Raw genomic sequence first — 13,327 nt, forward strand, 5'->3', positions numbered from 1 at the left:
GGACACTGACCAAGGGAATCGGGTCGCCGGGCAAGCCCGCCCCGCATTGCCGGGGTAAGTCCTGATGCACTGAAGCCTGGCAGGAAGACACCCAAAGTACAGACATTGGATTAATTCCCACAAATTAATTCCGACAAAGGAGCAGTTATGATCACCGTCAGTTTAGACACCGTTCCGATGACCATCGGCGGCGTTTCCAGGGTTGCATCAAACGGTGAGACTATCGACACCGTCAATCCAGCCACGGGTCAGATTATTGCCAGAATCCCGAATGCCACCGTCGAGGACGTAGACCTGGCCGTCGCTGAGGCATCTGCGGCCTTCAAACTATGGCGACGCACAAGCCCCGAGGAACGCGCCGAAGCCCTCCTCGCATTTGCAACGGTAGTGGAGGAACATGCTGAGGAACTGTCTGCACTGGACGTTGCTGAGAACGGCAGTCCGATTCGAGAAATGCGTAAGGATGCTGCCGCGGCCGTCAGCCAAATCCGCTACTACGCAGGACTTGTCTTGGAAGCAAAAGGCGAAACCATCCCCACCACGTGGAACAGACTCAACTACACGCTTTTGCAGCCGTACGGAGTAGTGGGACGAATCGTTCCATTCAACCACCCGCTCATGTTCGCGGCCTCCAAGATCGCCGCACCCATCGCGGCGGGCAACACCGTAATCGTCAAGCCCAGCGAATACACGTCGCTCTCAGCGCTTCGACTGGCGGAGCTTTCCAAAGGGGTCTTCCCCGACGGTGTCTTCAACGTCGTTACCGGATATGGCAACACTGCTGGAGATGCCATGGTGCGGCACCCCGGAATCCGACGGATGGCCTTCACCGGATCGGCTGAGACGGGCCGTCATATTCAGGCAACAGCAGCGTCGGTTACCCTCAAAACTATCACTCTCGAATTGGGAGGGAAAAACCCCCTTGTTGTATTTTCCGACGCCGACATTGACAAGGCGATCGAAGCGGCCCAACGGGGGATGAACTTCTCCTGGCAAGGCCAATCCTGCGGCTCCACATCGCGGTTGATCGTACAGCAGGACATCTACAACGACTTCGTCGAAGCACTCGCGGCTTCAGTGGAAAAAATGCGCTCGGGGATGCCCGACGAGGAAAGCACGCAAACTGGTGCAATCGTGAACCAACTCCAATTCGACAAAGTGTCGCGCTACCTCCGGGTGGGTGTCGAAGACGGCGCAACCGTTGTTGCAGGAGGTCACGTTCTCAATGAAGGCGATTTTGCCCATGGCTACTTCGTCCGGCCGACAGTCTTTAAGAACGTCGATCCTTCTTCCCGGCTCGCGCAGGAAGAAGTCTTCGGCCCAATCCTCGCCACGATGCCCTTCACTGACTACGACAACGCACTATCGATAGCCAATGGAGTGCGCTTTGGACTTACGGCGAGCGTCTTCTCCGAGAGTTTGAAGACTACAACCCGTTTCGCCCGGGATGTGGAGGCCGGCTACGTGTGGGTGAACGAAGTATCACGCCACGTTGCTGGGACCGGTTTCGGAGGAGTCAAAGACAGCGGCATCGGCCGGGAAGAAGGCTTGGAAGAGCTTCTTTCCTACACTCAGGCCAAAAACGTTCACATCAATATCGAGGACTAACAATGAGCGAAGAAATTGAACATATCCGGACTCTCATAGGACAGTCCTCACAGGTTCTAGCAGCGAACGGAAGCGGTGACCTCATTTGGGGTCACGTATCGGTTCGGGATCCAGAAGGCCGCGGAGCCTGGCTTAAGCAGGCGTCCTTCGGCCTTGAAGAAATATCCAAGGACAGAGTTCACCTTGTTTCTCCTGAGGGTGAAGTACTTGAGGGCGGCGGACAACGCCACAGCGAGTATCCAATCCACACGGAAATCTTGGAAGCACGTAGTGACGTAGGCGCCGTTGTACACGTTCACAGCCGATTCGCAGTCGCACTCGCTGCAAGCGGTTCCCCGCTTCTTCCGGTTAGCCACGAAGCCAACTACTTTGCCCCGCTGGGAGTTCCCAGGTATGAAGAAACGGCTGATCTCATCCTCACACGTGAGCTCGGGAAGAGCGTTGCAAACGCACTAGGTAAAGCCTCAGCGCTGTTCCTTGTAAACCACGGTGTCGTTTGCGTGGGACCGGACCTCCAGACAGCAACCTTCGCAGCGGTCATTCTGGACCGGGCATGCGCACAACAGCTACTTACTGTGCAGTACGGCGGTTCGCCGTCCTGGTCCGACGCTGACGAGTCATTGGCGAAGCTAGAGCACATATATTCTCCTCCGGCAATCCGCCAAGCGTGGGACTATCTTGTTCGGCAGTCGGCTTAGCAGCCACCACGTCGACCAGATCCTGCGAGCATGCCCCTATGTTCTGAGTCTTCTGCAAGGCATCATCCTGGCAACTTGGCCTGAGCAGATCCGGCCAACGCCGTCCCGAACCCTTGGAACACCGAGACCGGCACTGCGCTTAGGCGGGCGAACCAGAAACGACCCACAAAGTCCAGGAAAACAGCAACACACAATCCCAAAACAAGCGAAAGGACTTGCAATGTTAAGGGTTACTTACAAGCAAAGAGACGACAGTAGCCAGCAGTTGGAAATACCGGACGATGCTCAATCCGTGATGAAGGCTGCAGTCAACAACAGGGTCAAAGGAATTATCGGTGAATGCGGCGGCGTTATGCAGTGTGCAACATGCCACGTATACGTTGATGAGGACATAGCCGACAGCCTGCCTCCCATTAGCGACCAGGAAGACGAGATGCTCGAAGGCGTGGCCACAGAACGGACGGAACACTCGCGTCTGTCATGCCAGCTGTTTTGTTCGACTGTGCCCGTCGAAGAGCTCACTGTCTACGTACCCGAGACCCAATACTGATGAGCGCCGGCTGCATAGTCATTGGTGGCGGACACGCGGGCATCAGCTGCGCCACATCCCTAAGGGACGAGGGCTACACCGGTCCCATCACCGTTATCGATACATTCGTCGGGCTCCCATACGAGCGGCCGCCGTTGTCAAAAGACTACCTGCTGGGCTTGGCAACCCTTGATCAACTGGTCATCAGATCTTCGGAATTTTACAAGTTGGCCGACATCAGAGTCCTTACGGACTCCAAAGTACTGACGATTGACAGGACCACCCGCACGGCGGAGGTGCTCAGCCGCGGGCTCCCAATGCTCCTGGAGTATGAGTACCTTATTTTTGCTACCGGTTCGGTGCCGCGTGGCTTGGATGTCCCCGGCGCCGAACTCCAAGGCGTCCACCGACTCGCCGACGCCAACGATGCAAAATCGCTGGCTGAGGCACTGACGAACTCAGAGAACGTCGTGATTATCGGTGCCGGATTCATCGGTTTGGAATGCGCTGTGGCGACTTACAAGCTCGGGCACTCCCCCGTCGTCCTGAATCTGGACAGCGGCGTTCTCGCAAGAGTTGCCTCGCAACCCACAGCGGATTTTGTTGACTCCTGGCACCGCAGCTCCGGTGCCAGGTTCCTTCACGGGACGTCAGTTTCTGAGATCGTCGGGGAAGACGGTCACGTCACTGCCGTCAAAGACGATTCGGGAAACGTGCACGCGGCGGACACTGTGATCGTCGGGATCGGCGCTCTCCCTCGCACCGAACTAGCCAAATCAGCAGGACTCGATGTTGATCGAGGAATATTGGTGGACGAGTTCCTACGTACCAGCGACCCTGCAATTTTCGCCATAGGAGACTGTGCCCGCTACAAGAGCTCGCGAACCAATGAATTGATGAGGCTTGAGTCAGTACAGAATGCAACGGACCATGGACGTGCCGTCGCAGCCACCATTGCGGGCCGTCCAAGAAAATACGAGGCAATCCCGTGGTTCTGGAGCGACCAAGGCGCCCTAAAGCTGCAAATTGCCGGGATAAATGCGGGGGCCACCGATTACATCGTCAGAGGGGACGTAGCCGAAGGGAAATTCAGCGTCTTCTGCTACCAGGACGAGAAGCTGCTGGCTGTGGACTCGATCGGAAAGCCGGCGGATCACATACAAGCCCGCAAACTACTGGCCGCGCGGGTCAGCCCCACTCACGACCAGGCCGCAGATTCGAACTTCCCTCTCAAATCACTGATCGCCAAGTGACCCACACCAGTTCGTCCCCACGAAAAGAAGGAGATCTCATGGGACCCGCAACAGAAAAAACCGATGCAACCAATAGATTCGCGTCCTTCGATCACCATGACGCTTCCTTGGACTACGACCAAATCTGGACGCGATACCGGGAGTTGCTCGCGGAATCACCCCTTACTTACTCCCAGGAACATGGGGGGTTCTGGGTGATGACCAAGTTTGAAGACATCGTAGCGGCGGGTTCAACGCCTGAGACCTTCTCTTCCGCATCGGCGCACCTGATTCCAATGAACAAGAGCAAACCGGCGGCGGCCATCGACTTCGATGAACCGGAACACGGACAGTACCGAGCACTCTTCTTTCACGCGCTGAAACCCAAGGTCGTCAAATCGCTTGAGCCAGACGTCAAGGACTTCATTCGCAGCAGACTCACCCGTCTAGTCGCTAACGGGCAGGCCGACTTTGTTGCCGAACTTGCTCTTCCGCTTCCGCTGTGGATGCTGTCCAAGCTGACAGGAATGTCGAACGAATCCGTGGGGAAATTAAGGTCGCTGACCGAAGCATCCTGGGAGCGCATCAGCCAAGAACCTATGCAGCTTGCCAGGGCCCCCCTGTACGCGCTAATGAAAGAAGAATACGAAAAGAATTCTGGCCAGGATAACTTCCTGGGTTGGCTTCACGACGAAGCAACCATGGACGGACGGCCGGTCGCAGAAGACGAAGCACTGAACGTCCTGGTGTCGCTGGCTGTGGCCGGCCATGAGACAACGCTGCATGCTGTGGGCAACCTCATTTACCAGCTGGCCCTCGATCCCTCTCTGCAACAGCGGATACGCACCGAACCCGGAATCATTCCTGCCGTGGTGGAGGAAAGCCTTAGGCTTCGTGCTCCTGCACAGTTGTTTGGACGAAAACTCACGAGAACCATCACGGTCCGGGATACGACCCTGAACCAGGGTGACCGAGTGCTGCTCGCCTACGCGGCCGGCAATCGCGACCCCGACCGCTTCGAAGATCCTGAATCGTTCAACCCGGACCGGTCCGATATGGTGCATCTGTCATTTGGCTGGGGAATCCACGGATGCGTGGGCGCCGGCCTTGCAAGAATGGAAATGCGAACCCTGCTCTCCGAACTGCGCGAACTTCCCACCTTTGAGCTGGCGGGAGAACCCAGTTTTTCCCACCTTGAAGGCGGCCATCACCTTGGTCCTTCGAGACTTCCCATCCGCTTTTTGCAATAGAACACTTCAACCGGGAAAGACCCCGCCACTCCCTTCAGCATTCGAGAGGGAGGAGGAAGGGACGGCTGACGGCCAACCGTCAAGCTGCCACGGAGACTAGCGGAAGTAACAAATGTCTGAAAATGCACCCGAGCCAGGACTCCTCTGGGGAATCCGGCAGAGCTTTTTGAGGTATGTTTCAAGGATTCCTGACTGCCAGCAGTACGTAGGAGACGGGGCGACCCTAACGTCCGAGGGCCTGTATCACTTCGCGCTCGACACAAGCCCACCCGTGGGCCGCGAAGCTGATAGGTTTCCAGGGCCGCTCAGGTACCGTGGCCATGTTCAGTTCACCGGATATTCCGGAATGCTATCCGTTGTTGTTCTGAATCCTTGGATTGAGAACAACAACGGAGAAACGACCCTTACAATTGCGAACCCGATGCAGCCTAATTCCCGTATTCCGTTGGCCAAATTGGTCCCATTCAACGTCACGCATGCGCGTCCAGATGTAATGGTAGTTCGGGCATCTACTTACCTCATGACATCAGCGGTCACTGTCTTTGGAGGATCCTACGCCGCAGGGGAAGGACTGGATCCGGTTGTGTACACCTACAAGCCCGAATGGAACTCCTCGAGGGCCTCGGCCCACGAGGCGTCGAGCACGAACCGGAGCTGACTCACCGTTCTTCCGTTCTCTGTTCCCATAGCCAAGTGCCGGCAGTGCGCCGACCCGCCAGGAGCGCGAGCCGAAATTTGAATTAAGAAGCCGGTGGGGATCGATGACGCCGTCAATCCCGGCCTAGCCGCTGCGCTGTGCGCTTGCCAGGGTTACCGGCCGCCAGCAATCGCGGGCATCGCTGCGCAGGAGTTTGAACCAATCCGATGCTAGTCGATGCCGTCGGGCTGCCTACGCCTCAGGTGTCCTGATACGGGAGAGCTGGAGAAAACAGACCTCATGAGCGATGTCCATGACGACATTCTGCGGGGGCCTGTTTCGGTGTCGTTGGACGGCACGCTCCTAATGGAAGCGCGGACGCCGTAGCTCGTAGACAATGGCACGCCAGCGCCGGGTCAAACGGCGTGCTGTCCGCAGGCAGAGGGGTTGCTCTGATAGCGAGCCGTTGAGGACCTCCGAGGGCCCGGTGTACTGTCAGGGCGGGTTGCGGTTGTCAGTTCTTTGTTGGCGTGAGCTTTCGGTTTAAAGGGCCGACCCAGTCATCTCCGAAGGGTTCACTGGGCGTGATGGCACTAGCCCCCGTACTTTTGGGTCAAAGGCTAGTATTGGGATGCTGGTCCAAGGAGACATCAGCCCACAGCCAACTGCACCCGTCCGACATTTCCGCCGTTCTCTATGTATCGATGAGCTTCCGATGCTTGGGCGAAGGGGAAGCTGCGGTCGACAACGGAACGGAAGCCTCTGCTTGCTTCTTGCCACACTTTGGCAGCTGACTCGAGGTTGCCGGTCCGGACACCAACTATTCGTTGATTTCTCGAGTACAGTTGCTGCAAATTGATCGTGACTTCCCGCCCTAGGAAAGCGCCGGAGGTGACCACAGACCCTCCGGAAGCCAAGACTTCGAAGTTCTTTTGCCAAATTTCGGGTTGGCCCAGGTTGTCCACAACCAGATTCGCTCCACCGTCACCAAAGCGTTCTCTCACGTCTTCAGCGAAGGAACCGTCGCTAACGTCAAGTGTTTCAAGCCCGAGTTCTCGCAAACGTTTCCTCTTGGAAGAGCTCCGCGAGGTTGCAATAACTTCTGCGCCGAGATGTTTTGCCAGCAGAGCCGTTGTCGAACCCAGCGCACTTGATGCTCCCTGTACAAGAACTCGTTGTCCGGGTCGGATTCCGCCGACCTTTTCGAATTGATTCATGGCAACGGCGCCGCCGTTGATGACGGCCACTGCGTCGGCCGGCGACATGCCGGGAGGTACGACGAAGACGTTGGAAGCGGGGACGGCGCAATACTCAGCGTAGGCGCCGGGACGATGGGTGCCGATGATGCTCAGGGCAGGAGAAAACTCCGAACGTCCCTCTTGCGCGTCGACGTCATCTGCAGAGGACACGCCAGGGTAGACCGCCACACGATCGCCGACCCTAACGCTCCCAATGGTTCCGCAGACGTCGCCCTCAACTTCCGAGCCGATGGCTACCACTGTCCCTGCATGTTCGGCTCCTAAAATGTGCGGGAGATTGAACTTTGCATAGGGGTGTTTCCCTGCCCTAGCGACAAGGTCAAGCAGTCTGCCCACCCCCACTGCAGCTACCCTTACCAGTACTTCCCTGGGGCTGATCTCAGGCACCGGCATTGACTGCACTTCAAGGACGTCGGGGGGGCCAAAACGGTGAAAAACGACGGCGCTCATGAAATCCGGAACTGGGACAACATCGGGCCAATTCCCGGTGTCGGGACTATTAGTTGGAAGGACTGTGTTCATTTGGACTTTCCTTTGCCTTGATCAAGTGCTCTCGTCAATGGGCTCGCCAGCGATCGGCTCTCCGGTCGCTCTTCCCTGACGGGGATACGGGCAGGGGCGGTCAGCGAGCCAGCTGCGAAACAGCCGCCTTTCGTTCCGCACTGTCTACGACGTTTGCCAGGAGCATCGCGCGAGTCATAGGGCCTACCCCGCCGGGGTTGGGGGCAACCCAGCTCGCGACCCTTATCGTCTCAGGCGAAACGTCTCCGTTCAGCCGGGCTTTTCCGGTGTCTGCGTCAATTGTCCGCGAGACGCCGACGTCCAGGACGATTGCACCAGGTTTAACGTCGTTTGCTCTGATTAGGCCCGGTACTCCAGCGGCGGCTATGACCACGTCGGCACGACTGATCAAAGACGGAAGGTCCTTGGTACCTGTGTGAGCGAGAGTAACCGTTGCGTTTATCGAACGGCGCGTCAACAGGAGCCCCAGAGGGCGGCCAACAGTTATCCCCCGGCCGACAACAAGGACTTCGAGTCCGTCCAAGGAGATTTCGTGCCTTCCAAGGAGCTCGACAATGGCATTGGGAGTGCACGGAAGCGGAGAATCAGATTCCCCAGAAACATCGAGGACAAGTTTTCCAAGATTGGTCGGATGAAGACCGTCGGCATCCTTGTCTGGGGAGATTCGTTCCAAGATCGAGTTTTGATCCAGATGCGGCGGCAATGGGAGTTGTACGATGTACCCGTCAACGGCCGGGTTCGTGTTGAGCTCATCCAGCACGTCCTCTAATTCCGTCTGAGTGATCGACGCAGGCAGGTCACAACGGATGGATTCGATTCCGACTTCCGAGCAGTCCCGGTGCTTTGCCGCAACATATGACTGACTGGCTGGGTCTGCTCCCACTAGAACAGTCGCCAGACCAACCTTTACGTCACCATCCCGCAGTGCGGTCACACGGCCTGAGAGCTCGGACTTGATGACGGCTGCGCAGGCCCTGCCGTCGAGGACGGATGCCAGGCCGGTTCCACCATCAGATGTGGGGCTCCCAACTAGTTGGGGTGTCATGTTGCTTTCCCTGCCGCCGACGGGAGCCGAGAAAACCTCGATTGATCCTCCCTAAAAGGAGGCGAGTCAGGTTCCCGGTGGTCCTCGGCTAAGTCTGTTGTCATTTTGATCCTGAACATCCTGGGCAGTGCCTCAGAAGACGATGGTTTGGTTTTGATGGCGAATTACGCGGTCTTCGGCGTGCCAAAGAACGGCCCGCGAAAGTACTGCGCGCTCTACATCGGCGCCCCTGCGTTGGAGATCCGCTGCTGATTCCGCGTGCGTGACACGGACGACGTCCTGCTCAATGATTGGACCCTCGTCCAATTCCTCGGTGACGTAGTGGGACGTTGCACCGATAAGTTTTACCCCCCGGGCCTTGGCCTTTTTGTAGGGAGCGGCGCCAATGAATGCTGGCAGGAAGGAATGGTGGATGTTAATAACTGGGACTCCCACGTTCTTGAGGAAATCCGGTGAGAGGATCTGCATGTAGCGCGCCAGTACGATAAAATCAACGTTTTCCGCGAGGAGTTTGACGATTTGCGCTTCCGCAGCTGATTTATCGGTACCCGAGGAAGGGACATGGAAGAAAGGGACGCCAAAGGAGCGTACGTCGTCGGCGGCATTGGAGTGATTTGAGATGACCATTGGGATGGTGACAGGTAGTTCTCCCCTCCGATGTCGCCAGAGGAGATCCAACAGGCAGTGGTCAGACGTCGATGCCAAGATGCCCATGCGCTTCGGGATGGATTGGTCTGTTAGTTTCCAAGTGAGGCCCAATGCCCCCAAAGTAGTTTCCAAATCGTTTTCAATTTCAGTCATCGCTACTTTAAGGTCGCGGCAGTGGAAGACCACTCTCTGGAAGAAGGCTCCTCCGGTCGGGTCGTCCGTGTACTGGTCAAGCGAAACTATGTTGCCCTTGTTTCGTGTAATAAGGGCAGTAACGGCAGCTACAATCCCAGGTTTATCGGGCCCGTAGACGATAAGGCTGGCGTGGTCGTGGAGCAGACCGCGTTTTTGTTGTTCGCCAGTGACGCTTCTGGGAGGCGCCAAAGTCGGTTCCGCTGTAGTTTCAATGCTCATGGTTTTACTCCGATGTGATGGCGGCTCTGGCCGCGGTCGGACTGTCTCAGCCCTGGATCCTTGTCGACTCCCGTCTGGGAGCCTCGTCCGCGGGTTCATTGGGTACCGGCCCTGAAGCTAGGTCCTGTTGTCAGGGCTCGAAGTACTTCAGTCCGCGCTGGACCTTTCTGGAGCAGGGCAGCGCAGACACCTACCTTTGGAACTAAGCCGCAGGTTCCTCCACGGAGAGTGGGTAGGTTCGAACCTGGGACCACTCTTCTTCGGGCTCGTAGTCCAAGATCCATCCCAACCCGAGGTTTGTATCTCCCTTTTTTTCGCGTTCCTTGAACGCGGCTTGGCGCTTCTCCCAGTCGCCGGCATGGAGTACCTTGCTGTTAAGCAGGGACTGCCGTTGGATGGCTTGGGCGCGTGGTATGCGGACCTCCCGGAAGCTGGAGAGAGCCGACTGTGGATTATCCCGTCCTACATCCAGCCATTTGGTAAGGACGTAGGCGTCCTCGAAAGCTTGTGCCGCACCCTGTCCAGCATTGGGAAGCATTGGGTGGGCCGCGTCTCCGATAATTTGAATTCGGCCCCTGCCCCAGTCCTTTGAGGGGTTCCGGCCAAATAGCCCGTACTTCGTGCAGGAGGTTACGCGAGCCAGAAGTTGCTGGAGGACGGGCTCGACGTCAGGGAACGTTGCCCGCATGTCTTCCGCATCGCCAGGGACTGACCAGCCCTCTTCAACCCATGAATCCGAATCGTTTTGGGTGACGATGTTTATCAAATCGCTACCTCGAAGGTGGTAGACCATCATGTGGCGGCCGCGTCCGACCCAGCCGGTGAAGCCGTGGGGCCCAAGAATGTCTTTAGGAAAATCGTTTCCATTGAGGAGGGCTCGCCAAACCATTTGTCCAGTGAAAGTGGCCTCGTCTACCCCATATAGCTCCTGGCGCACGCGAGACCGAATGCCGTCTGCACCAATAACGATGTCGAACTTTCGTTGGCTTCCGTTCTCAAAGTTCAGGGTCACGTGGTCGTCATGCTCGGAGAGGCTCGCTAGCCGATGTCCAAGATTGATCCGGTTTGAGCCGGCGGCATCGGCCAGGAGGCCCAGAAGATCGGCCCTGTGAAACACGTAGTAGGGAGCTGAAAAGCGACCGCCGGAAGAAGGATCACCGGAAAAGCGGGTCTCTGTGATTTGCTCACCGCTGTACATCGATTTCATTGTTTGTCCGGTAACGACGTTACCGATTTTCGCAAGCTCGTCGCCCAGGCCTAGGCCGATGAGGGCTTTCGTCGCCTGGGTACTGATGTTGATTCCTGCGCCCACTTCACCGAGCGCCGGGGCCTGCTCAAAAATCTCCACGTTGTGACCCTCTCGGGTCAACCCCACCGCAGTGGCCAGCCCCGCAAGACCGCCGCCAACGATGCCCACGGATAAGGTCGTATCACTCATTGTTTTCAACTCTCTTTAGGTTGTTTGCAACACCTGTACGGCGTGTGAATGGCTGCCCTTGGTCGAGGGGCGGGAGGACGGGTGACAGGGTGCCTCTCCGCGGCTCGCCGGAAGGCAACTGCCGCAGGAGGCAGACGCGACGAAAAGTCCTGTTGGAATCATGTACTGGCAGAGTTTGCTCACGGGAGGTCGCTTGCATGGATGCAGCCAGTACGAACGCTGGTTCGCCATCGTCCCTCCCTCGCTCCGCTCTTGCGGTTTGACGCCCGTCCGCATCGTCGCGGCTGGCTGACACCTGATCATTAACGAACGACTTTTGTTCTCTACGTGCATACACTTTATAGCAGACCTTACGGCAGATGGGAACAATCTCAACGGAATTGTGAGTCTTGGACCTGTTCGTTCAGCGCCGCCCGGCGCTGGACGGCGCCCTCAGAATCGTAGGCACTGCACGCATAGCCTCACTCAGTCGATCGATTGCCGCACCGTCAATTCATTGGTCGAATTCGCCATCATCGGCGCTCAGACGCCGTGCTTTCGCTTCTGGCCTTGTATGGGATCGTTCACCAAATGCAGCCCAGACGTCGCGAGACGAAATACGTCCCCGAAGTGAAGCTTTCGCGTATGGGGATGGATACTGACAAGCCATCCCAGCATTCGGGCAAGCATCTCGCGAGTACCAGGTGCCAACAGACTCTCGGAGAGCGGGTACGGGAACCAAGGGCTGTCCGGTCAGACTTGTCTAGAAGGTCTCCACCTCAATACCTGCGCCGAGGTCGAGCCGCTGATTCAGAGGGCCGGTCAAAGTCGAGACATAAGCCGCGCAGATGGACCGTGCGCGATCGAGATCCGAACCACGCCTTTGGTAGGACTTTGGCACCGACATCTGGCCTTGACACGACCAAAGGTTTTGGGAGCCCTGCTAGTCGCTCCGGGCATGGAGTCTCCTAAGCTCATCTCAGTGGAGCAATTCCGGCATCCGGCCCGTGGTCCACTTACGAACGTTCCAACTCATGTGAGAACGCAACAATCATGATCTAGCGGCCATTCTCTGCGCCTCGTGGAACGTTGTGCCTTCACTGTTTTCGTCCAAGTCGGGTAGTACCCGGCTCGCTGTATGGGACAGGTGCTCCCCCATCAACTCACCCGCCTTTTCTCTCTCGCCGGAGATCAGAGCGTCAAGAATTGCCTCATGTTCTGCCTGTGCCATAGAAAATGCGTCAGGATGAGCTGCTTGGGCGAAACGGACGTAGCGTTCGGTCCGCTCGGATAGTGATTGGATCAACTGGGACAAGGGGTCTTCCGCCCGGGCCGTGCATGTTGCATGGAATAATCTGTGCGCCTCCACCCAGGTGTCCACATCAGCTCTGGTGAGCGCCTCGTTCATCTCCTCCAACAGCCGGCGTCCCTGCTGCACTTCGGCGTCGGTCAATCTCCCGGCAGTTACGCGGACTGCGAGACTTTCCAGCACGATCCGGGTGCCATAAAGGTTATCTAGTTCACTCGCGCTGAGCGAACGTATAGTGGCCCTCTGATCCTTTTGAACATCTATAAGGCCCTCCTGTTGAAGCATGCGAAACGCTTCCCTCATCGGTATCCGGCTTACGGCCAATTTTCGGGCGAGGTTGGCTTGATTGAGCGTGGAGCCGGGCTTCAGTACCTCGTCTATGATCAGGTGACGCAGAAATGCATGGACCTGCACGCTTAGATCCCGGGTTTTTGTGAATTTCGGAACGACAAGGTCCTCATAGGCCGTTTCAGCACGCACTGACATCCCACACCGCCTTAATCTTGGAGCCACGCTACCTGGTCAAAGTTTACACACTTCGGACTGCTGCCCTCACGGCCCTCGTATCACGCTCCCCCGTGTCTGCAAAGGCCCGGTTGCACTACCTGAGGTTCACGTCCTTTGGACAGCCTTCCCCAGGCGCATCAAGGTGCTGCGTGAAGTGGCATTCAACCTAACAACACTGTCCGCCTCCGAGGCTTGAGTGAGAGTTTGTCGGGATCTTCTATTGGTCAGTTGAGCCAGGAGACATTGAGCGCG

Annotated in this window: 11 protein-coding genes; 6 read left to right on the forward strand and 5 right to left on the reverse strand. The window is 57.2% G+C overall.

Going from position 1 to position 13,327, the window contains the following annotated elements; genetic code table 11:
* The first annotated feature begins 147 nt into the window (after positions 1-147).
* The 6 genes from KCX59_RS22430 to KCX59_RS22455 all read left to right on the forward strand — a co-directional run bounded on the left by KCX59_RS22430 (position 148) and on the right by KCX59_RS22455 (position 5,975).
* Positions 148-1,608 carry an aldehyde dehydrogenase family protein gene (locus KCX59_RS22430; RefSeq protein ID WP_179012605.1) on the forward strand — a complete coding sequence of 487 codons (1,461 nt, stop codon included), beginning with the start codon at positions 148-150 and terminating at the stop codon, positions 1,606-1,608.
* Positions 1,609-1,610: 2 nt separating this feature from the next.
* Entirely contained in the window at positions 1,611-2,306 is a 696-nt protein-coding gene (locus KCX59_RS22435) for a class II aldolase/adducin family protein (protein WP_178993169.1), read from the forward strand.
* Positions 2,307-2,526: 220 nt separating this feature from the next.
* Positions 2,527-2,856 carry a 2Fe-2S iron-sulfur cluster-binding protein gene (locus KCX59_RS22440; protein ID WP_179012604.1) on the forward strand — a complete coding sequence of 110 codons (330 nt, stop codon included), beginning with the start codon at positions 2,527-2,529 and terminating at the stop codon, positions 2,854-2,856.
* On the forward strand, positions 2,856-4,088 hold the full coding sequence (locus KCX59_RS22445) for an NAD(P)/FAD-dependent oxidoreductase (RefSeq protein ID WP_179016914.1): 1,233 nt from the start codon (positions 2,856-2,858) through the stop codon (positions 4,086-4,088). The genes KCX59_RS22440 and KCX59_RS22445 overlap by 1 nt, the downstream gene beginning before the upstream one ends.
* 197 nt (positions 4,089-4,285) lie before the next feature.
* Entirely contained in the window at positions 4,286-5,317 is a 1,032-nt protein-coding gene (locus tag KCX59_RS22450; protein WP_179016916.1) for a cytochrome P450, read from the forward strand.
* A gap of 112 nt (positions 5,318-5,429) precedes the next feature.
* Complete coding sequence (locus KCX59_RS22455) at positions 5,430-5,975, forward strand: HtaA domain-containing protein (RefSeq protein WP_179012601.1); 546 nt, start codon at positions 5,430-5,432, stop codon at positions 5,973-5,975.
* Between the two features lie 629 nt (positions 5,976-6,604).
* Here KCX59_RS22455 and KCX59_RS22460 read toward each other — a convergent pair.
* From KCX59_RS22460 to KCX59_RS22480, 5 genes are all read right to left on the reverse strand, one after another.
* Positions 6,605-7,735 (reverse strand): quinone oxidoreductase family protein, encoded by a 1,131-nt coding sequence (locus KCX59_RS22460; RefSeq protein WP_218643741.1) that lies wholly within the window; start codon positions 7,733-7,735, stop codon positions 6,605-6,607.
* A 100-nt stretch (positions 7,736-7,835) separates the two neighbouring features.
* Positions 7,836-8,780: a bifunctional methylenetetrahydrofolate dehydrogenase/methenyltetrahydrofolate cyclohydrolase gene (locus KCX59_RS22465; RefSeq protein WP_179016917.1), complete on the reverse strand. Its 945-nt coding sequence runs from the start codon at positions 8,778-8,780 to the stop codon at positions 7,836-7,838.
* Positions 8,781-8,912: 132 nt separating this feature from the next.
* Positions 8,913-9,842 (reverse strand): formyltetrahydrofolate deformylase, encoded by a 930-nt coding sequence (gene purU / locus KCX59_RS22470; RefSeq protein ID WP_179012598.1) that lies wholly within the window; start codon positions 9,840-9,842, stop codon positions 8,913-8,915.
* Positions 9,843-10,044: 202 nt separating this feature from the next.
* Positions 10,045-11,280, reverse strand: a complete 1,236-nt coding sequence (locus KCX59_RS22475; RefSeq protein ID WP_179016918.1) for an FAD-dependent monooxygenase — start codon at positions 11,278-11,280, stop codon at positions 10,045-10,047.
* 1,030 nt (positions 11,281-12,310) lie between these two features.
* Complete coding sequence (locus KCX59_RS22480) at positions 12,311-13,054, reverse strand: GntR family transcriptional regulator (RefSeq protein ID WP_178993161.1); 744 nt, start codon at positions 13,052-13,054, stop codon at positions 12,311-12,313.
* Positions 13,055-13,327: the final 273 nt, after the last annotated feature.

The sequence above is a fragment of the Paenarthrobacter nitroguajacolicus genome, from assembly GCF_051027655.1.
Classification (GTDB): Bacteria; Actinomycetota; Actinomycetes; order Actinomycetales; family Micrococcaceae; genus Arthrobacter; species Arthrobacter nitroguajacolicus.

What these genes read in the sequence shown, in the direction of transcription:
- KCX59_RS22455 (WP_179012601.1), top strand. Translation starts at nt 5,430, where the DNA reads ATGTCTGAAAATGCACCCGAGCCAGGACTCCTCTGGGGAATCCGGCAG.
- KCX59_RS22435 (WP_178993169.1), top strand. Translation starts at nt 1,611, where the DNA reads ATGAGCGAAGAAATTGAACATATCCGGACTCTCATAGGACAGTCCTCA.
- KCX59_RS22430 (WP_179012605.1), top strand. Translation starts at nt 148, where the DNA reads ATGATCACCGTCAGTTTAGACACCGTTCCGATGACCATCGGCGGCGTT.
- purU (WP_179012598.1), bottom strand. Translation starts at nt 9,842, where the DNA reads ATGAGCATTGAAACTACAGCGGAACCGACTTTGGCGCCTCCCAGAAGC.
- KCX59_RS22460 (WP_218643741.1), bottom strand. Translation starts at nt 7,735, where the DNA reads ATGAACACAGTCCTTCCAACTAATAGTCCCGACACCGGGAATTGGCCC.
- KCX59_RS22480 (WP_178993161.1), bottom strand. Translation starts at nt 13,054, where the DNA reads ATGTCAGTGCGTGCTGAAACGGCCTATGAGGACCTTGTCGTTCCGAAA.
- KCX59_RS22440 (WP_179012604.1), top strand. Translation starts at nt 2,527, where the DNA reads ATGTTAAGGGTTACTTACAAGCAAAGAGACGACAGTAGCCAGCAGTTG.
- KCX59_RS22465 (WP_179016917.1), bottom strand. Translation starts at nt 8,780, where the DNA reads ATGACACCCCAACTAGTTGGGAGCCCCACATCTGATGGTGGAACCGGC.
- KCX59_RS22445 (WP_179016914.1), top strand. Translation starts at nt 2,856, where the DNA reads ATGAGCGCCGGCTGCATAGTCATTGGTGGCGGACACGCGGGCATCAGC.
- KCX59_RS22450 (WP_179016916.1), top strand. Translation starts at nt 4,286, where the DNA reads ATGACCAAGTTTGAAGACATCGTAGCGGCGGGTTCAACGCCTGAGACC.
- KCX59_RS22475 (WP_179016918.1), bottom strand. Translation starts at nt 11,280, where the DNA reads ATGAGTGATACGACCTTATCCGTGGGCATCGTTGGCGGCGGTCTTGCG.